A 17,619-nucleotide genomic window follows, 5' to 3' on the forward strand; every position below is an offset into this window, starting at 1 on the left:
CCGGTTGCCTCAGCCTATTATGCGCGTGCCCTCTCGATATAGCGACCCACATTCTTCGCCATCACGTCGAGCGGGGAATTGCCGCCCAGCACCACCGCATCGTCGAACGCCTTCAGATCGTAGGCCGCGCCCAGCGCATCCTTCGCCCGCATGCGCTGACGCACGATCTCGCTGTGGCCGACCTTGTAGCCGCAGGCCTGGCCGGGCCAGCTGCAATAGCGGTCGACCTCGCTTTCGACCTCCTCGCGCTTCGACCCGTTGCGCTGCACGAAGAAATCGACCGCCTGCGCGCGGCTCCACCGCTTGTGATGGAGCCCGGTGTCGACGACCATACGGCAGGCGCGAAAGGCCAGGCTCTGGAGATAGCCCAGCCGCCCGACCTTGAAATCGTCGTACGCACCCAGCTCGTCGGCCAGCTGCTCGCCATAGAGCGCCCACCCTTCGGAGAAGGCGTTGAAGGCGAGGACCGAGCGGATCAGTGGCAGCCGGTTGGAAAACTCGCCTTCCCACACATGGCCGGGGATCGTCTCGTGATAGACCAAGTCGGCGAGGTCGTATTTGCGGTGCAGGTCGGTGGTGCGAAGGTTGATCCACATCCGGCCCGGAATGCTGCCGTCCTTGCTGCCCGCGCCGCCATAGGCACCCGGCGCGCCCGGCTCCTCCGCCAGCGGCAGACGCCTTACCTCCAGCCGCGGATCGACCAGCGTGTCGAAAGCGCGCGGCATCTGCGCGGTGATCCAGTCGATCCGGTCGTGGATGAAATCCAGGATCTGCTTGCGCCCCGGATCGCCGGGGGCGAACTTGTAGCGCGGGTCCTGGCTCAACGCCTGCATCCGCTGCCCGACCGAGCCCGTGGTATAGCCGATTTCCTGCAGGATCGGCTCCATGCGCGCGTGCAGCGCGGCCAGCTCTTCCAGCCCGCGCTCGTGCACCTCGTCGGGCGTCAGGGGAGTGGTGGTGCTGGCGCGCAGGCCCCAGCGATACCATTCCTCGCCGCGCGGGCGCGCCCACATGCCGGGGTCTGACGTGGCGATGGCGGCCTGCGCGCGCAGCTCCTCCAGCTGGGCGGCCAGCCCGGCGGCGATCGGCCCGGTCACCGCGCGCTCCGCCGCGTCGACCTGCGCGGTGGGAAGCCCGGCCTTGGCAAGTCGCTCCTTCAGCGCCGCGACGAACAGCGTCCCGCCGCGCGCGTCGGCGAGCGTGCTTTCCATCTGCCCGATCGCCTTCTTCAACAGGAAGTCGGGAGGCACCACGCCCATCGCGCGGGCGGACTGGATACGGCCCAACTCGCCCGCCAGCACGCCGGGAATGGCGTTCAGCCGCGACATGTAGAAATCGACGTCCTGCGCGCTCGACAGCGGCTGGTCGGTATCGAGGAAGCGCGGCAGGTCGAGATAGCTGCCGACGTTCTGGATCACGACATAGGGTGCGTTGCGCCAGCTGCCCACGGCGACATCGCCATAGGGCAGGGCGAACCCGTCGATCGCGGTGCGAAAGGCGCTGCGCACGACCTCGAAACTGGTGAGCTGGTCGGCATTCAGCGACCCTTCCGGATAGCCGTCCATCTGGTCGACGACCCAGCGGAGATATTGCGCGTATTTCTGCTGCCCCTGCGCCGACTGATCCTCCAGCCGCCCGCGCAAACCGGCGTGCTCGCCGGTGTCGACGCCCGCCGAGGTGGCGCGCTCGGGCTCGTGCTCGAACATGCCGTACGCGATTTGATCGAGCCACTCGTCGGGGGCCTTGGCGACCGGGCGGGTGGAAGGGGCCGTCCGGGTGGCGGCGCATCCGGACAGGGCGAGGGCGGAAGTCGCGCCGACCCCGTGGAGGATCTGGCGACGCGAGATGTCGAAGGTTTTGTAGCTCATTCCAGCGGTTTGGCCCGGCCCCCGGAAGCTGTCAAATCACTCCGTGAATTCGGGCGGGACCCGCGCGCCGTTATGTTCGATCCCGCGCATCAGCCGCGCGTGCAGCCAGGCATCGTCTTCCGGTGTGCCGCTCCACTCGGTCGCGCCCAGTTCGCGCGCCAACGCGGCGCGGCTTTCGGGATCGTGCTCCACGCCCAGCAATTCGAGCAGGTCGCTGACCGAGGTGCGCCAGTTGAGGTGATCGGCTCCCGGCATCGAATCGAAATGGTTTTCCAGATCGATCAGCTGCGGGTCCTCCACCGGCGGGGCCGAAGGGGGCGCGGTCGTGTGGTCGTCGCCGAAGATCGCCCGGGTGATGGCGGTGAAAGTGCTCATGGTCTCGCTCCTGTCATGGCGCGCGCACGACGCGCCGCTTGCCGACAGAAGCGCTCGGTATGGCTTTCGGGTTCCTTGGCGCGCCCACGCGGCCTATGGGCGGGCAATGCTGTCCGTCGTTCTCTCGCTGCTGGTCCTTGCGACCATCGCCCTGACCCTGGGCGCGGTGGTCCTATGGCGGCGCGGGGTGCGCAAGCAGGCGCTGCTGATGCTGGTCCTCGCGGCGATCGCCGTCGTCAATATCGCCATCTGGACCCTGCCCGGGGCGGACGGTGCCGCCCCGGTGGATCGCGTTCCGGGCCGGGGAGCGCCCTAGCGCGGGATCTGCCAGCGCACCGAGCCGGTGTAGCTGCCCGCCACCTTCGCGCCGCTGCTGCCGGTCGCGGGCTTGAACTTCGCCCGTTTGCTGACCAGCGCGCAGGTCGCATCGTCCAGCGCGGCGTGGCCGGTGGAGCGGGTGATGGAACATTGCTTCACCTTCCCGTCGGTGCCGATGCTGAGGCGGAAGCTCGCCGTGCCCGCCCATTCGCGCGTGATCCACGACGTGCGGTAATCGCTCTGGGTGACCCAGCTGCTCGCGTCGTTGGCGACGCGCGCCGGGACCGGGTCGAAGCTAGGCTGCGGCGTGGGTAGCGGCGTCTCGCCCGCGCCCGTGTCGCCCATGCCGCCGCTGCCCGCGGTCGGGAAACTGGTGGGCAGGGGCGGAAACACATCCGTGGTGTCGACAGTCGGACCGGGCTCGAACGTGAAGACGGGGGTCGGCGCGTATGGCTTGGGCGCGGCCGCACTGTCTTTCGGCTGAACCTGCTGCGTGGGCGTGGGATCGGGCGGCGGGGGCGGTGGCGGCGGGGCGATGGGAATCTGCCCGCCGACCAGTTTCGGCTCCTCGATCTTGATGACGCCGTTCGCTGCCAACCCGTATAGCAGCAGCGCGCCGAGCCCCGCGTGGACCGCGACGACGGCCACGACAGCGGTCGCGCGGCTGCGGGGATCGCCCGATTGTGCGTAAGCCATGGCAACTCTCCTCTTTGCGGCGCCGGTTCGAGCCGGCGTCTCCTAAGGAGAATGTTACATCGTCACGTCGTTTCACCAAGCGCAATCGCGTGGCAAATCGCCACTTTACGCTACGGTAGGGAGGGTTCGCGGCGTGCGCGCAGCCGCCGGATCAGGTGATCGGGCAGCTCGGATCGAGACGGAAGTCGAGATAATTGTCGACCGAGGCCATCAGTTCGGCCTGCTCGTTCTCGAAGAAATGGTTCGCGCGCGGGATTTCCTCGTGGTGCACGGTGATGTGCTTCTGCGTGCGCAGCTTCTCGACCAGCTTGGTCACCGCATTGGGCTGGACCACGGTGTCCTGTGCGCCGTGGATGAAGATGCCGCTGGCCGGACAAGGCGCGAGGAAGCTGAAATCGTACATGCTCGCCGGCGCGCCGACGCTGATCCAGCCGCGGATTTCGGGACGGCGCATCAGCAGTTGCATGCCGATCAGCGCGCCGAAGCTGACGCCCGCGACCCAGGTCACCTGCGCTTCCTCGTGGATCGACTGAATCCAGTCGAGCGCGGCGGCGGCGTCGGACAATTCGCCCACGCCATTGTCGAAGCTGCCCTGGCTGCGGCCGACGCCGCGGAAATTGAAGCGCAGCGTGGCGAAGCCGCGATCGACGAAGGTCTTGTAGAGTCGCTGCGTAATCTGCTCGTTCATCGTGCCGCCGCCCTGCGGGTGCGGGTGCAGGATCATCGCAACCGGCGCGCGCGGGCGCGGCGGCGGGGAGAAACGGCCTTCGAGGCGGCCTTCGGGGCCGGGAAAGATGACGGTGGGCATGGGAGAGGCACCTGACGAGATTGAGCCGGCGCGGGGTGACGCGCCGAGGGTGCGCGCTATATAGGTTTTTCTCACGATTTCGCAATTGGATTGAAGGGCGGAGCCGATCCCCGATCGCATCTATCTCGACCATGCCGCCACCACGCCGCTGCGCCCCGAGGCACGGGCGGCAATGGAGGTGGGGTTCCGGCTCTGGGCCAATCCCTCCAGCCCCCATGCGGAGGGGCGCAAGGCTCGTGCCGCGCTGGAGGACGCGCGCGAGCGGATAAAGACGGCGCTCGGCTGGCAGGGCGAGGTGATCTTCACCAGCGGGGCGAGCGAGGCGGCTTCGCTGGCGCAAGGTCATGCAGCTGCCCCGGCAACCTATATGTCCAGCGTCGAGCACGATGCGTTGGCGTCCGACATGGTCGATTTTACCTTTCCAGTTGGGAAGGACGGAGCCGTGGACGCTCGGCTGCTCAGCACGTCCCTGACAGAATCTCGCACCCTCGTCGCGGTGCAGCACATCAATTCGGAAACCGGCAACCGGCAGGGGCTTGCTCGGATCGGACAAACCATCCAGGACAACGGGGCCCTGCTGCTGGCAGATTGCGCCCAGAGTGCGGGAAAGTTCGCGATCCCGCCATGCGACATGGCAATCGTCTCAGCGCACAAGTTCGGCGGTCCTATCGGCGTCGGTGCGCTGCTGGTGAAGGATTATGCCCTGCTCCACCCCAGTGGAGGGCAGGAACGCGGCTATCGCCGGGGGACCGAGAACCTGCCCGGCGCGCTTGGCATGGTTGCCGCGCTGGAGGCGTGCGGGAGGCCCTATATCGATCCGGTGGTGCTCGAACCGCTCGACCGGCTTGCGAGCGAATGCCGCACGATCGGCGGCACTTGGCTGTCCGATCACCTGTCCGACCCGACCCCCTACATTCGCGCCCTTGCCATGCCGAACATGTCGGCTACCGCGCAGGTCATGCGCTTCGACATGGCGGGGATCGCGGTGTCTCAGGGCTCTGCCTGCTCGAGCGGGACGATGAAGACGAGCCGGGTGCTGGAGGCGATGCAGGTCGAACCTGAGGTCGCTACCAATACCATTCGCGTCAGCTTTGGCTGGAACACCATGCGCGCTGAGGTGGAACGCTTCTGTGAGGTCTGGCTTGATCTGGCAAAGGCATGATCTTTCTATTCCCCTCTATCTCGTCGCCCCGGACTCGATTCGGGGCAAGGCTACCTTCGTGGGCACTGCGAAAGTTGAAGCTCGGCCCCGGATCAAGTCCGGGGCGACGGTTAGGGTAGGGTGAACACCATATTATGATCTACCTCGACTACCAGGCCACCACCCCCCTTGCGCCCGAGGCGCGCGATGCGATGCTGCGCTGGCTTGACGGGCCGGGCGGGACCGCGTTCGGCAACCCCAACAGTCCGCACCGGATGGGGCGGCAGGCGGCGGCGGCGGTGGAGTTCGCGCGCGATCAGGTCGCGGCGTTGTTCCCGGCGGGCGGCCGGGTGATCTTCACCAGTGGGGCGACCGAGGCGATCAATTTCGCCATGCGCGGCACCGCGCGCGGCGAAGGCGAGCCGCAGGGTTCCATCTCCGTCTCCGCGATCGAGCATGCCGCGGTGCTTGATACCGCGCACGCGCTCGGTCGGTGCCACGAACTCAACGTCGCCAGGAACGGCCAGTGCAATACGAAGCAAGACCTGCCCGACGACACCCGGCTGGTCGCGGTGATGCAGGTCAATAACGAGATCGGCACGGTGCAGCCGACGGTCGACTGGCACCGCAAGGCGAAGGCCGCGAACGCGCTCTATCTGTGCGACGCGGTGCAAGCCTATGGCAAAGTGGAGGTGACCGGCGCGGACATGATCGCGATCAGCGCGCACAAGATCCATGGGCCCAAGGGCATCGGCGCGCTGTGGGTGCGCGGCGGGCTGGAGCTGAACGAGGTGCAGACCGGCGGCGGTCAGGAGGCCGGCCTGCGCTCCGGTACGCTCAGCCCGGCATTGTGCGCAGGGTTCGGCGCGGCGGCGCAGGAGGCGAAGGAGCGGATGACGCGCGACGCCGAGCATATCGAGGAGCTGTGGCAGCGCGCGCGGACGCTCTTCGGCCAGAACTGGGCATTGAACGGCAGCGAGGAGGCGCGCTGGCACGGCAACCTCAATCTGCGGCAGAAGGGGCTCGACGTGAACCGGCTGATGAGCGATTGCCGCGACGTGATGTTTTCCGCCGGATCGGCCTGCGCCAGTGGATCGGGGCGCCCCAGCCATGTGCTGAAGGCGATCGGCCTGTCGGACAAGCAGGCGAAGAGCTCGATCCGGCTCGGCTTCGGGCGCTACACCACCATCGAGGAGATCGAGGAGGCCGCGCATCTCATCAACGCCGCGGCGGACGCCCAGTGATGAAGGTCGTCTTCATCACCGCGAACGACCGGCGGGTCGAAGCGCAGGCGGAGCCGGGCGACAACCTGCTGCGCGTCGGGCAGGCGGCGGGCCTGCCGCTGGAGGGGACGTGCGAAGGGCAGATGGCGTGTTCCACCTGCCACGTCGTCGTCGCGCGCGACTGGTTCGCGAAATTGCCCGCAGCGAGCGAGGACGAGGAAGACATGCTCGACCTCGCCCACGGCGTGCGCCCGACCAGCCGCCTGTCGTGCCAGATCGACCTGACCCCGGACCTCGACGGGCTGGAGGTGGAGATTCCGTCCGAGAGCCGGGACATGCGCGGGGTGTGAGCCGGGTAGAAGCGCCCATGGCTCGTCTTTCGGCACCGCGGGTTTGGACTTCATGCGCTTTTCATTGACTTTCGCGCCGTTCGCGCCCATCTGCCCGTCAACTCGCGGGGACCCGACAGCGTGAAGCGGCCCTTTCGCCGCACCGGCCCCGCCTCCAAACCTCTTTCAAAGCTTCCTTTCACGCGGGCGCTTCCAACCCCCGCTTCCCGCGTGAGCACTCGCTCGTGCGCGACGCATATTTTGCGAGTCATAAACACATGAAATTCGAAGATCTCGGGCTGTCGCAGCCCATCCTCCAGGCGCTCGACCTGAAGAACTACACAACCCCGACGCCGATCCAGGAACAGGCCATTCCCACCGTGCTGGAAGGGCGCGACCTGCTCGGCATCGCGCAGACCGGCACCGGCAAGACGGCGGCGTTCATGCTGCCCTCGATCGATCGCCTGTCGGCGGGCGAGCACGGCGCACCGGCCAAGTCGTGCCGCATGCTGGTGCTCGCACCGACGCGCGAACTCGCCGGCCAGATTGCCGAAAGCGCCCGCGATTACGGTGCGCTGTCGGGCCTGACCGTGGCCAGCGTCGTCGGCGGCACCTCCGTCGGCAAGGACCGGCAGAAGCTGTCGCGCGGGGTCGATATCCTCGTCGCGACGCCGGGCCGCCTGATCGACCTGATCGACCAGCGCGTGCTGACGCTGCGCGCGGTGGAAATCCTGGTCCTGGACGAGGCCGACCAGATGCTCGACCTCGGCTTCATCCATGCCCTGCGCAAGATCGTCGACCTGCTGCCCGAAGGGCGGCAGACCTTGCTGTTCTCCGCCACCATGCCCAAGCAGATCAAGGATCTCGCCGCCAAGTACCTGCGCAATCCCGCGCATGTCTCCGTCGCCCCGCAATCCACCACTGCCGAGCGGGTCGAGCAGTTCGTCACCTTCGTCAACCAGCCGGAGAAGCAGGCGCTGCTGACCCTCATGCTGCAGAAGGGCTTCGCGAGCGGCGATATGGACCTGGTGCTGGTCTTCACCCGGACCAAGCACGGTGCCGACCGCGTGGTGAAGAAGCTGGGCCAGGCCGGTATCCGCGCCAACGCCATCCACGGCAACAAGAGCCAGCCCCAGCGCGAGCGGGCGCTGGACGAGTTCCGCCGCGGCAAGGTGAAGATCATGGTCGCGACCGATATCGCCGCGCGCGGGATCGACATTCCGGGCGTTAGCCATGTGTTCAATTTCGAGCTGCCCAATGTGGCCGAGCAATATGTCCACCGCATCGGCCGCACCGCGCGCGCGGGGCGCGAGGGCATGGCGATCTCGCTGTGCGCGCCGGACGAACGCGATTACCTGCGCGACATCCAGCGCCTGACCAAGGTCACGCTGACCAAGGTTCCGCTCCCCAGTGGCTTCCGCGCCGTGGTGGAGGAAGAGGAGGAGCGCACGCGCTCCGCCCCGCAGGAACGCGCACCGCGCGGCGGTCGTGACGGTCAACGCGGTGGCGGCAATCGTGGCCCGCGCCGCGAGGGTGGCCAAGGCGGCCAGGGACGCGGCGGCCAGCGCAACAATGCGCGTGGCGGCAAGGCCAATCCGAACCGTCGCCGCGATGGTGAAGGCGAGGGCCGGTCCGAAGGGCAGCCCCGCCGCGTCGAGGCGACCCCGCGGGGGAACAGCCAGAAGCGCAGCCCCCATGCGCGTGGGCGCACCGGCCGCCAGCCGAGCTAAACGCTACTTCGCCCGGTCGCTAGCCGCAGGCTAGATGGCCGGGTGGCGTCCCCTGCGCTGGCGGATTGCACCTGATCATCGGTGGCGTATCCGGTACGGCTGCTTTAGGGTAGCAAGAAACAAGAAACCCCGCCGCAGCGATGCGACGGGGTTTTCTCTTGTTGGCTGTTCGATCGGATTAGGCGTTCTCGGTTACCTTCTTCTTAACGCGGGCAATCAGCGCCTCGGAAAATGCCGGAATATCGTCCGGATTGCGGCTGGTGATCAGATTGCCGTCCTGCGCGCATTCGGTATCGACCACGTTCGCTCCGGCGTTTTTCAGATCGGTGCGGATGGATTTGTAGCAGGTCGCCGTCTTTCCTTCGACGATGCCCGCCTCAATCAGCATCCACGGGGCATGGCAGATAGCCGCGATCGGCTTGCCCGCCATGTCGAATTCACGGACCAGCGCAACGGCGCGGTCGTCGGCGCGCAACAGGTCGGGGTTGATCTGGCCACCGGGGATCATCAGCGCGTCGTAGCCTTCGCAGCTCTTCACTTCGTCCAGGGTCTTGTCGACCTTGATCGTCTTGCCCCAGTCGTCCTGGTCCCAAGCCTTGATCTCGCCGCTCTCGATGCTGACCACTTCGGTCTCGATTCCGGCGTTCTCCAGGTTTTCCTTCGGCTTGAACAGTTCCGACTGCTCGAAGCCGTTGGTGGCGAGAATGCATACCTTGCTCATGTGGGGGTACTCCTTGTTTGTGTGTTCCCCCTTTGAACGCACGGGAAAAGCGCCTCGTTCCGGGCTGACAGGCGAAGCGTGGCGGTGGTAGGGCGAATACATGGCCACAACCCTGGACGACGACAAAGACCCCTTCGACGCGATCGTCGATGCCCCCTTCGACAGCGCGCTGGAGGAGCGGTATCTGGTCTATGCGCTCTCCACCATCACGGCGCGCAGCCTGCCCGATCTGCGCGACGGGCTGAAGCCGGTCCACCGCCGTCTGCTGTGGGCGATGCGGCAGCTGAAGCTCAATCCGACCGACGCATTCAAGAAATCGGCCCGCGTCGTGGGCGACGTGATCGGCAAGTATCACCCGCATGGCGATGCCAGCGTGTACGACGCGATGGTCCGCCTCGCGCAGGACTTCGCTCTGCGCTATCCGCTAGTGGAGGGGCAGGGGAACTTCGGCAATATCGACGGCGATAACGCCGCCGCCTATCGCTACACCGAGGCGCGCCTGACCCGCACCGCGCTGCGCCTGATGGAGGGGCTGGACGAGGGGACGGTCGACTTCATCCCGACCTATAATGGCGAGGAGCAGGAGCCGGAGATCTTCCCCGGCCTGTTCCCCAACCTGCTCGCCAACGGGGCCAGCGGGATCGCCGTGGGCATGGCGACCAACATTCCGAGCCACAACGTTTCGGAGATCGTGGACGCGACGCTGGAGGTGATCGACAACCCGCACGTCGAGCACGCGCGGCTGATGGAACTGTTCAAGGGGCCGGATTTCGCGACCGGCGGGCTGATCGTCGACAGCCCTGAAACGATCGCCAACGCCTACGAGACCGGGCGCGGCTCGTTCCGGGTCCGCGGGCGCTTCCATGCGGCGGAGGCCGGAACGGCGGCGGACCGCGCGGCGGGAATCGAGCGGATGGGTGGCGGGCAATGGCAACTCGTCATCGACCAGATCCCCTACCAGGTGCAGAAGGGCAAGCTGATCGAGCAGATCGCAGCTGCCATCGCCGACCGGAAGGTCCCGATTCTGGAGGATGTGCGCGACGAAAGCGACGAGGCGATCCGCATCGTGCTGGTCCCGCGCAGCCGCAAGGTCGATCCCGAGCTGCTCAAGGAATCGATCTACAAGCTGACCGATCTCGAGACCCGCTTCGGCCTCAATCTCAACGTGCTCGACACGCAGCCGGGCATGGGCCGCACGCCGATGGTGATGGGGCTGAAGGAGCTGCTGGAAAACTGGGTCCGCAGCCAGATCGAGATCCTGCAGCGCCGCAGCCAGCACCGGCTGGACCAGATCGCCCGGAGGCTGGAGCTGGTGGAGGGCTACATCGTCGCCTTCCTCAACCTCGACCGGGTGATCGAGATCATCCGCTACGAGGATGAGCCCAAGGCGGTGATGATGGCGGAATTCTCGCTCACCGACCGGCAGGCCGAGGCGATCCTCAACATGCGGCTGCGCTCCCTGCGCAAGCTGGAGGAGATGCAACTGCGGGCCGAGAAGGACGACCTGCTGAAGGAGCAGGACGAGCTCGAGAAGCTGCTCGGCAGCCCCGCGCGCCAGCGCACGCGGCTGAAACGAGATCTCAATGCGCTGAAGAAGGAATACGGCCTCGACACGCCGCTGGGCGCGCGGCGCACGCATATCGAGGAGGCGGAGCCCGCGGTCGAATTCAGCATGGATGCGATGATCGAGAAGGAGCCGGTGACGGTCATCCTGTCGCAGAAGGGCTGGGTCCGCGCGGCGAAGGGGCATGTCGAGCTCGACCAGGACTTCAAGTTCAAGGAAGGGGACGAGCTTGCCTTCGCGATCCACGCGCAGACCACCGACAAGCTGCTGATCGCCGCCGACGACGGGCGGTTCTACACCATGGGAGCGGACAAGCTGCCCGGTGCGCGCGGCTTCGGAGAGCCCATCCGCAACACGCTGGATCTCGAGGCGAGCGCGCATATCGCCGCGCTGCTGGTGCACCGCGATGGCGCGCGCGTCCTGCTGGCGGCGGATAGCGGCAAGGGGTTCGCGGCGGAAACCGGCGAATTGCTGGCCGAAACGCGCAAAGGGCGCCAGGTGATGAACCTGAAGGGCGATGCGAAGCTGGTGGTCGCGCGACCCATCGCCACCGGGGACGATCACGTCGCCGCTGTGGGCGACAACCGCAAGCTGGTGGTGTTCAACCTGGAGGAAGTGCCGGTGATGACGCGCGGGCAGGGCGTCCAGTTGCAACGCTACCGCGACGGCGGGCTGTCCGATGCCATCACGTTCAAGCTGGAGGACGGCCTGAGCTGGCCGATGGGTGGCGAAACCGGGCGCACCCGGACAGAGACCGACATCTGGCAATGGAAGGTGGCGCGCGGCGCGGCTGGGCGCATGCCGCCCAACGGCTTCCCGAAGGACAACCGTTTCCACTGAGGTGCCAGTTTATGGAATGGGAAACGGGCCGAACCCAAAGGCCCGACCCGTCCCGCGACCCTGGACTTGGTGGCGCCAGGGAACAGTCGATGCGGGGGAATGAGGGGAACTCTTCCGAACCCGCATCATGCAAGGGTCATGCCACATACCGGATGAAGGGTGCCTTAACCAGGCCAGGACTGACTTGTCATGCGGGGTTAGGTTCTGCCAGGCAGGTCGCCGAGTTCGTCTTCGAGCAGTTCCTGGACCCGGCTGCGATCCGGGAACCCCTCCGCCATCCAGCGCGCCTCCACCGCGTGCAGCACGCGCGCGACCTCCGGCCCGGCAGCCACGCCGCGCGCGACGATCTCGCCACCTTTCAGGGGGAAGACGGGGGGCACGAAATCGCGCAGCGCGCTCGCATCCCGTCCGGCCAGCAGCAGTCGGTCGATGGCGCTCTGCGTCCCCAGCCGATAGGCGAGCGCGCGCGGATCGTCCGCATCGCCCGCCTCGCGCGCGGCGGCGGCGACCAGCCGCTTCTTCTGCGCGTTCGACAGGCGCAGGCGGCTGGCGACACTGGCGGCGGTCTCGGGTTCGGCGGGCAGCAGCGCGGCGAGGTGCCGGATCGGATCGGAGGCGATGCCATGCGCCCGCTCCTCGCGCGCGATGTCGTAACGGGCGACATCCGCCTCGGGCAGGACCACCGCCAGCACGCCGAGCTCGGCCATCCAGCGCACGGTCTGCTCCGCGCCGTCGGTGCCCAGCAGCCGCAGCAGCTCGTTCGCGATCCGCTCCCGGCTGATACCTTTCAGCATCGGGGCGAGTTCGGCGCAGGCCGTGGCCGCCTCCACGTCGGGCGGGAAACTGCCGAAGCGCGACTGGAAACGGAAATAGCGCAGGATGCGCAGGTGATCTTCGCGGATACGCTGCCGCGCATCGCCGATGAAGCGCACGCGGCGGGCCGCCAGATCGGCCAGCCCGTCGAACCAGTCGTGGACCGCCAGCGTCTCCGGATCGGCGTAGAGCGCATTGATCGTGAAGTCGCGCCGGCTGGCATCTTCGCGCCATTCGATGGCGAAGGCGACGGTGGCGTGCCGCCCGTCGGTGGAAACGTCGCGGCGCAGCGTGGTGACTTCGACCGGCCCCTCGGGCAGCACGGCGGTGACCGTCCCGTGCTCGATCCCGGTGGGGACGACCTTGATTGCCGCCGCCTTCAGTCGCTCCGTCACCGTTTCCGGCAGCAGGGGCGTGGCCGCGTCGACATCGTTGACCGGCAGGCCGAGCAGCGCGTCGCGCACCGCACCCCCGACCCAGCGCACGTTTTCGGCCCCAAGCGCGGCGACGAGTTGCGGCAGATCCTCGCGCCGCAGCCATGGGGCATCGGGCAGCCGATCAGGCATCGAACAGCCCGGCATAGGCGATCCGGCGCGACAGGTTGGCGATGATCGCCGCGGTCACGCCCCAGATGCGATAGCCATCGTGATGGTATTCCAGATAGCGCCGCTCCGCCCCGCGCCAGAAGACGGAGTGCTCCTCCCAGCTGGCGCGGTCGAGCAGGGTGGCCAGCGGTGCCTCGAACCACGAGGCGACCTCGCCCGGATTGGCGACCAGCGGCAGATCGGGGGGGATCACGCCCAGCACCGGGGTGATCTCGAACCCGGTGCCGGTCTGGTAGCGGTCGGTCGCGCCGATCACGCGCACCTCGGCGGGCGACAGGGCGATCTCCTCCTCCGCCTCGCGCAAGGCCGCCGCGATCGCATCCTCGCCCGCGTCGATCTTGCCGCCCGGGAAGGCGACCTGGCCCGGATGGTCGCGCATATCCTGGGGCCGCTGAGTCAGGATGACGCCCGGCTTCTCGCGTTCAGTGACGGCGATCAGCACCGCCGCATCGGTGGAGCGGGCGGTGTGGGCGAAGCGCTCGTCGGTCAAAAGGTCGGGAATATCCGCGCGATGCCCCTCCTCGAACAGCGCCGCCAGGCGGTCGAATAAGGCGCTTCCTGGGGCGCTCATTCCGGCACCAGCGAGAAGCGCTCTCCCTCGCTCGTCACGCTCCAGTCGTCACCCTGGCCGAGTGCGATCTGCGCCAGCTGTTCGTAGGTCGAGCGGTTGAGCCGCGCCTCCAGCCCGCGCCGGACCTGCAGATAGAGCGCGGGACGCTCCGTATCGCCACGCGCGACGATCCGGTTGTCCGGCCCCGCCACCACCAGCTCGTCGGTGTTGAGTCGGAACGCGAGCGCGCCATCCCTTTCGCCCACATCGGTCGCGATGAACGCGGCGTCCTCCACCGCGATCGCCAGCTTTTCGAACGGGGTGACGAGGAAATGCGCGCCGTCCGCGTCGCGGGTCAGCAGGCCGGCAAAGGCGCGCACCATGCCCGCTCGCGCGATGGGGCTATCCTGGTGAAACCAGGTGCCGTCGGCGGCGATGCGCATCTCGCTGTCGCCTTCGCGCTCCGGCGACCATTGTTCAACCGGCGGCAGTTTGCGCGCCGCGACCTGCTCGGCGATTTGCGCCAGCGTCAGTCCGGCAAGATCGGGGGGCGGCTGATAGGGCATGGGCAGCATGCGATGGCAGATCGCGGCGACGCGCTCAATACGGGACCGGTCAGGACGCCTCGGGCCATGGCCCCAGCATGCCCTCGGCAGGCAGCACCGCCGGGTTCGGGCACCGCAGCAGCAGGCGCGCAGGGTCGTAGGGGCCGGGGCAGCGCCAGCCGGCGGTATGCTCCGCGGAGAAGCCCCAGCGGCCGTAATAGTCGAGATCGCCGATCAGCACCTGCGGCAGTGGCGGGCGGCCGGGCGATGTCTCCACATCCAGCGCGCCCAGCGCGGCGGCGAGCATGGCCTTGCCGAACCCCTCGCCCTGACGACCCGGCATGACCGCGACCGGACCGACCATCAGCAGCGGATGCGCGCGTCCCTCGCGTGTCATCAGCGCGATCGGCCAGAGCTGGATCGTGCCGACCAGCAGGTCGTCCTCGTCCAGCGTGGCGAAGCTGAGAGCGGGCAGCCAGTCCATGCCGGCCCGGATGCGATAGGCGGTGCGTGCATGGCGATCCTCCCCGAACGCCGCGTCGAGCAGATCTTCGAGCATGGCAGGCTCGACCGCGGAAAGGGGGATCAGCGTCGTCATCGTGGCGGGGCGCGGTAGGGTGAGGCGTGCGGCCTGTCGATCAATTTTGCCTTCGCCGCGCTGCCGGTCCGGCTATCGGCCGGATGGCGTCAGCTTGCGCAAACGGCCGCCATCGCCATCCTCCAGCAGCCACAGCGCACCGTCCGGGCCTTCCTCGATCTCGCGCAGACGGTGGCCGAACTTGTACCGTGCGGCCTCGGTCGCGCTGGTGCCGTCCATCTTCACCCGGATGATCGCCTCGGTCGCAAGCCCGGTGATAATCGCATCGCCCGTCCATTCGGGCCACAGCTTTCCGTCGTAGAACACGAAATCGCCCGGCGCGATCACGGGGGTCCAGCCGATCGCGGCGGCCTTGAACTCGGGCCGCGTGGAATGATCGGGGATCGGCGAACCGTCGTAGTTCACGCCGTCGGACACGATCGGCCAGCCGTAATTCTCGCCGCGCACGACATGGTTCAGCTCGTCGCCGCCCTTCGGTCCGTGTTCCAGATCCCACAGCCGCCCGGCACTGTCGAAATGGAGGCCAAGGAGATTGCGATGGCCGTAGGACCAGATCTGGTCGGAGGGGCTGCCCCGGTCGGCGAAGGGATTGCCTGCCGCGGCGGAGCCATCGAGATTGAGGCGCAGCACCTTGCCCAGATTGACCGACAGGTCCTGCGCGGGCGAACCCTTCTGCCGTTCGCCGCTGGACAGGAACAGGTATTTGCCGTCCGGCGAGAAGGCGATGCGGTGCGAGAAGTGGCCGCGACCCGTCACCTTCGGCTCCTGCCGCCAGATCACGTTCATGCCGCGGATCGCGCAGGCATCGGCCTGCTCGCACACCAGTTCGCCGCGGCCCAGCACCGCGCCGCGCGTGTCGCCGCCGCCCGCCTCGACCCAGGTCAGGTAGATCGTGCGCCGGTCGAGCGTGGCCGAACTTTCGGAAGGCAGGAAGGCGACGTCGCCCAGCCCGCCCTGGCCGCCGTAATCGACCTTCGGCACGCCGCTGACGGTGCCGATCCGCCCGGTGGCGGTGTCGACGAATTTCATCGTCCCCGCCTTCTCCGTGATGAAGAGCGTGCGCGTGCCCGGCGCGAAGGCGGCGGCCCACGGTTCGTCGAACGTACCCATGTCGGTGATCGCGAAGGGGCCGATGGTCTCGTCCGGCGCCTGCGACGTGGAGCCGACGGGCGGCGGGGTGGATTGTGAGGTCGCGCCATCCCCGGATGTCGTGCCCCCGCAGCTTGAGATCAGCGCGGCGGGGAGCGATAGGGCGAGCGAGATGGAAAGCGAGCGTATCGTCATGCTGTCGGGAACGCCCCACGCTGCATTCGGTGCCGGGTTCGGCGCGGGCGAGTTGGTGGTGGGCGTGGACGAGGCGGGGCGCGGGCCGCTGGCAGGGCCGGTGGTCGCCGCCGCAGTGGTGCTGTGCAAGCCGTGCCCCGCCGGCCTCGCCGATTCGAAAGTGGTCGCCGCGCCGAAGCGGGCGAAGATCGACCTCGCGGTGCGCGCCCGCTGCGCCTGGGGTGTCGGCGTGGTGGAGCCGGACGAGATCGACCGGCGCAACATCTTCGGCGCGACCATGCTGGCGATGAGCCTGGCGGTCGAGCGGCTCGTCGCCTCGCTCGGCCGTGCCCCCGACATCGCGCTGATCGACGGTAACCTAACGCCCATCGGGCGATGCGAGCGCTGGGCGTGGCCCGCCCGCGCGATCGTGCGCGGCGATGCGAAGGAGCGCGCCATCTCCGCCGCCAGCATCGTCGCCAAGGAATGGCGCGACCGGATCATGGTGGCGGAGGCCGCGCGCCATCCGCATTACGGATGGGACCGCAACAAGGGCTACGGAACCGCCGATCACCTCGCCGCATTGCGTGCATACGGGCCGAGTCCGCTGCACCGGCGCAGCTTCGCTCCGGTCGCGCAGACGGAGATGTTCCCCACATGACCGGTTTCACGTTCGACGACATTCCCCAGCAGGCGGGCGTCACCGCGCTCGTGACCGGTGCGAACACCGGCATCGGCTACCACATCGCGGACGAGCTGGCGCGGCGCGGCGCGCGCGTCCTCCTCGCCTGCCGCAGCGAAGACAAGGCGCGCGATGCGATGGCGAAGATCGCCGCGCATACCCCCGCTGCCGATCTGGCGTTCGTCGCATGCGATCTCGCCGACCTGTCTTCGGTTGAGGCGGCGGCGCAGACGGTTGGCAAGGAGAGGAAACTCGATCTCCTGATCGCCAATGCCGGCGTGATGATGCCGCCGCTCGGCCACGCGACGGCGGGCACGGAACTGCAATTCGCGGTCAATCATCTCGGCCATTTCGCGCTGATCGGTCGGCTGCTCGACAGGCTGGCGCAGGACGGCGGGGGGCGCGTGGTGATCCAGTCGAGCATCGCGCACAAGCGCGGGCGGATCGACTTCGACAATCTCGACGCAGCCAAAGGTTACGACCGTCAGCGCTTCTATGCGCAGAGCAAGCTTGCCGACCTGCTGATGGCGCTTGAGCTCGACCGGCGGCTGCGCGCGGCGAAATCGCCGGTCGCGGCGATCGGCTGCCACCCCGGGGTCGCGCAGAGCGAGCTCATGCGCCATCTCGGCGCGGCGACGCTGCTCGGCCCGCTGATGGGGGTGGTCTTGAACAGCGCACGACAAGGCGCGCTACCTGCCCTGCAGGCGGCGACCGATCCGCGCGTTACCTCGGGCAGCTATCTCGGCCCCTATGGCTTCATGGAAGTGCGCGGGAACAGCTCGGGACGCGCATTCGCGACCGACACCGCGCAAGACCCGCTGCTGGCGGCGCGTTTGTGGGAGACCTCGGTGGAGATGACCGGCGTCGATCCAGGCCTCGCGCCCGCCAACTAGGCGAAAGCGCGCCGGTGAGTCCGCGCGGCCACACCGCACCATCTTGAGTCCCGTGCG

Annotated in this window: 18 protein-coding genes; 8 read left to right on the top strand and 10 right to left on the bottom strand. The window is 67.9% G+C overall.

Annotated elements, in window-relative coordinates:
- Nucleotides 1-17: 17 nt before the first annotated feature.
- A complete protein-coding gene (locus tag MKP08_RS06060; RefSeq protein ID WP_241555320.1) occupies nt 18-1,868 on the bottom strand; it encodes a DUF885 family protein in 1,851 nt (616 codons plus the stop codon).
- A gap of 36 nt (nt 1,869-1,904) precedes the next feature.
- A complete protein-coding gene (locus MKP08_RS06065; protein WP_241555321.1) occupies nt 1,905-2,243 on the bottom strand; it encodes a DUF3597 family protein in 339 nt (112 codons plus the stop codon).
- Nucleotides 2,244-2,349: 106 nt separating this feature from the next.
- Between MKP08_RS06065 and MKP08_RS06070 the strand changes: the two genes are divergently transcribed.
- Nucleotides 2,350-2,559 (top strand): hypothetical protein, encoded by a 210-nt coding sequence (locus tag MKP08_RS06070; RefSeq protein ID WP_241555322.1) that lies wholly within the window; start codon nt 2,350-2,352, stop codon nt 2,557-2,559.
- On the opposite strand, the gene MKP08_RS06075 is transcribed toward MKP08_RS06070, so the two are convergent.
- Complete coding sequence (locus MKP08_RS06075; protein WP_241555323.1) at nt 2,556-3,257, bottom strand: TonB family protein; 702 nt, start codon at nt 3,255-3,257, stop codon at nt 2,556-2,558. The genes MKP08_RS06070 and MKP08_RS06075 overlap by 4 nt on opposite strands.
- Nucleotides 3,258-3,408: 151 nt before the next feature.
- Entirely contained in the window at nt 3,409-4,065 is a 657-nt protein-coding gene (locus MKP08_RS06080; protein WP_215228969.1) for an alpha/beta hydrolase, read from the bottom strand.
- A gap of 172 nt (nt 4,066-4,237) precedes the next feature.
- Between MKP08_RS06080 and MKP08_RS06085 the strand changes: the two genes are divergently transcribed.
- The 4 genes from MKP08_RS06085 (at nt 4,238) to MKP08_RS06100 (ending at nt 8,488) form a co-directional block, all read left to right on the top strand.
- Entirely contained in the window at nt 4,238-5,227 is a 990-nt protein-coding gene (locus MKP08_RS06085) for an aminotransferase class V-fold PLP-dependent enzyme (RefSeq protein WP_241555324.1), read from the top strand.
- A gap of 134 nt (nt 5,228-5,361) precedes the next feature.
- Complete coding sequence (locus MKP08_RS06090; RefSeq protein WP_241555325.1) at nt 5,362-6,450, top strand: cysteine desulfurase family protein; 1,089 nt, start codon at nt 5,362-5,364, stop codon at nt 6,448-6,450.
- Entirely contained in the window at nt 6,450-6,779 is a 330-nt protein-coding gene (locus MKP08_RS06095; RefSeq protein WP_241555326.1) for a 2Fe-2S iron-sulfur cluster-binding protein, read from the top strand. The genes MKP08_RS06090 and MKP08_RS06095 overlap by 1 nt, the downstream gene beginning before the upstream one ends.
- Before the next feature lie 257 nt (nt 6,780-7,036).
- Entirely contained in the window at nt 7,037-8,488 is a 1,452-nt protein-coding gene (locus MKP08_RS06100; protein ID WP_241555327.1) for a DEAD/DEAH box helicase, read from the top strand.
- A gap of 178 nt (nt 8,489-8,666) precedes the next feature.
- Here the strand turns inward: MKP08_RS06100 and MKP08_RS06105 are convergent, their stop codons facing one another.
- Entirely contained in the window at nt 8,667-9,209 is a 543-nt protein-coding gene (locus MKP08_RS06105) for a type 1 glutamine amidotransferase domain-containing protein (protein WP_241555328.1), read from the bottom strand.
- Nucleotides 9,210-9,309: 100 nt separating this feature from the next.
- On the opposite strand from MKP08_RS06105, the gene parC reads away from it, so the two are divergent.
- On the top strand, nt 9,310-11,613 hold the full coding sequence (parC, locus tag MKP08_RS06110) for a DNA topoisomerase IV subunit A (RefSeq protein ID WP_241555329.1): 2,304 nt from the start codon (nt 9,310-9,312) through the stop codon (nt 11,611-11,613).
- A gap of 197 nt (nt 11,614-11,810) precedes the next feature.
- Here parC and MKP08_RS06115 read toward each other — a convergent pair whose 3' ends face one another.
- The 5 genes from MKP08_RS06115 to MKP08_RS06135 form a co-directional block, all read right to left on the bottom strand.
- Entirely contained in the window at nt 11,811-12,992 is a 1,182-nt protein-coding gene (locus MKP08_RS06115) for a CCA tRNA nucleotidyltransferase (RefSeq protein ID WP_241555330.1), read from the bottom strand.
- Nucleotides 12,985-13,602, bottom strand: coding sequence for a CoA pyrophosphatase (locus tag MKP08_RS06120; RefSeq protein ID WP_241555331.1), 618 nt, complete (start codon nt 13,600-13,602; stop codon nt 12,985-12,987). Before MKP08_RS06120 ends, MKP08_RS06115 begins: the two co-directional genes overlap by 8 nt.
- The gene (locus MKP08_RS06125; protein WP_241555332.1) at nt 13,599-14,147 is read right to left on the bottom strand and encodes a DUF1285 domain-containing protein; all 549 of its coding nucleotides are present in this window, start codon (nt 14,145-14,147) and stop codon (nt 13,599-13,601) included. Before MKP08_RS06125 ends, MKP08_RS06120 begins: the two co-directional genes overlap by 4 nt.
- Nucleotides 14,148-14,196: 49 nt before the next feature.
- Nucleotides 14,197-14,724, bottom strand: a complete 528-nt coding sequence (locus MKP08_RS06130) for a GNAT family N-acetyltransferase (RefSeq protein ID WP_241555333.1) — start codon at nt 14,722-14,724, stop codon at nt 14,197-14,199.
- Between the two features lie 72 nt (nt 14,725-14,796).
- Nucleotides 14,797-16,008, bottom strand: coding sequence for a PQQ-dependent sugar dehydrogenase (locus MKP08_RS06135; protein ID WP_241555334.1), 1,212 nt, complete (start codon nt 16,006-16,008; stop codon nt 14,797-14,799).
- On the opposite strand from MKP08_RS06135, the gene MKP08_RS06140 reads away from it, so the two are divergent.
- Nucleotides 16,007-16,648 carry a ribonuclease HII gene (locus MKP08_RS06140; RefSeq protein WP_241555546.1) on the top strand — a complete coding sequence of 214 codons (642 nt, stop codon included), beginning with the start codon at nt 16,007-16,009 and terminating at the stop codon, nt 16,646-16,648. The two genes, MKP08_RS06135 and MKP08_RS06140, sit on opposite strands and share 2 nt — an antisense overlap.
- Nucleotides 16,645-17,562 carry an oxidoreductase gene (locus tag MKP08_RS06145; RefSeq protein WP_241555335.1) on the top strand — a complete coding sequence of 306 codons (918 nt, stop codon included), beginning with the start codon at nt 16,645-16,647 and terminating at the stop codon, nt 17,560-17,562. Before MKP08_RS06140 ends, MKP08_RS06145 begins: the two co-directional genes overlap by 4 nt.
- Nucleotides 17,563-17,619 lie beyond the last annotated feature (57 nt).

Source organism: Erythrobacter sp. LQ02-29 (genome assembly GCF_022576075.2).
Taxonomy (GTDB): domain Bacteria; phylum Pseudomonadota; class Alphaproteobacteria; order Sphingomonadales; family Sphingomonadaceae; genus Alteriqipengyuania.

What these genes read in the sequence shown, in the direction of transcription:
- parC (WP_241555329.1), top strand. Translation starts at nt 9,310, where the DNA reads ATGGCCACAACCCTGGACGACGACAAAGACCCCTTCGACGCGATCGTC.
- MKP08_RS06120 (WP_241555331.1), bottom strand. Translation starts at nt 13,602, where the DNA reads ATGAGCGCCCCAGGAAGCGCCTTATTCGACCGCCTGGCGGCGCTGTTC.
- MKP08_RS06070 (WP_241555322.1), top strand. Translation starts at nt 2,350, where the DNA reads ATGCTGTCCGTCGTTCTCTCGCTGCTGGTCCTTGCGACCATCGCCCTG.
- MKP08_RS06125 (WP_241555332.1), bottom strand. Translation starts at nt 14,147, where the DNA reads ATGCCCTATCAGCCGCCCCCCGATCTTGCCGGACTGACGCTGGCGCAA.
- MKP08_RS06075 (WP_241555323.1), bottom strand. Translation starts at nt 3,257, where the DNA reads ATGGCTTACGCACAATCGGGCGATCCCCGCAGCCGCGCGACCGCTGTC.
- MKP08_RS06100 (WP_241555327.1), top strand. Translation starts at nt 7,037, where the DNA reads ATGAAATTCGAAGATCTCGGGCTGTCGCAGCCCATCCTCCAGGCGCTC.
- MKP08_RS06135 (WP_241555334.1), bottom strand. Translation starts at nt 16,008, where the DNA reads ATGACGATACGCTCGCTTTCCATCTCGCTCGCCCTATCGCTCCCCGCC.
- MKP08_RS06130 (WP_241555333.1), bottom strand. Translation starts at nt 14,724, where the DNA reads ATGACGACGCTGATCCCCCTTTCCGCGGTCGAGCCTGCCATGCTCGAA.
- MKP08_RS06080 (WP_215228969.1), bottom strand. Translation starts at nt 4,065, where the DNA reads ATGCCCACCGTCATCTTTCCCGGCCCCGAAGGCCGCCTCGAAGGCCGT.
- MKP08_RS06145 (WP_241555335.1), top strand. Translation starts at nt 16,645, where the DNA reads ATGACCGGTTTCACGTTCGACGACATTCCCCAGCAGGCGGGCGTCACC.
- MKP08_RS06065 (WP_241555321.1), bottom strand. Translation starts at nt 2,243, where the DNA reads ATGAGCACTTTCACCGCCATCACCCGGGCGATCTTCGGCGACGACCAC.
- MKP08_RS06085 (WP_241555324.1), top strand. Translation starts at nt 4,238, where the DNA reads ATGGAGGTGGGGTTCCGGCTCTGGGCCAATCCCTCCAGCCCCCATGCG.
- MKP08_RS06115 (WP_241555330.1), bottom strand. Translation starts at nt 12,992, where the DNA reads ATGCCTGATCGGCTGCCCGATGCCCCATGGCTGCGGCGCGAGGATCTG.
- MKP08_RS06090 (WP_241555325.1), top strand. Translation starts at nt 5,362, where the DNA reads ATGATCTACCTCGACTACCAGGCCACCACCCCCCTTGCGCCCGAGGCG.
- MKP08_RS06140 (WP_241555546.1), top strand. Translation starts at nt 16,007, where the DNA reads ATGCTGTCGGGAACGCCCCACGCTGCATTCGGTGCCGGGTTCGGCGCG.
- MKP08_RS06095 (WP_241555326.1), top strand. Translation starts at nt 6,450, where the DNA reads ATGAAGGTCGTCTTCATCACCGCGAACGACCGGCGGGTCGAAGCGCAG.
- MKP08_RS06060 (WP_241555320.1), bottom strand. Translation starts at nt 1,868, where the DNA reads ATGAGCTACAAAACCTTCGACATCTCGCGTCGCCAGATCCTCCACGGG.
- MKP08_RS06105 (WP_241555328.1), bottom strand. Translation starts at nt 9,209, where the DNA reads ATGAGCAAGGTATGCATTCTCGCCACCAACGGCTTCGAGCAGTCGGAA.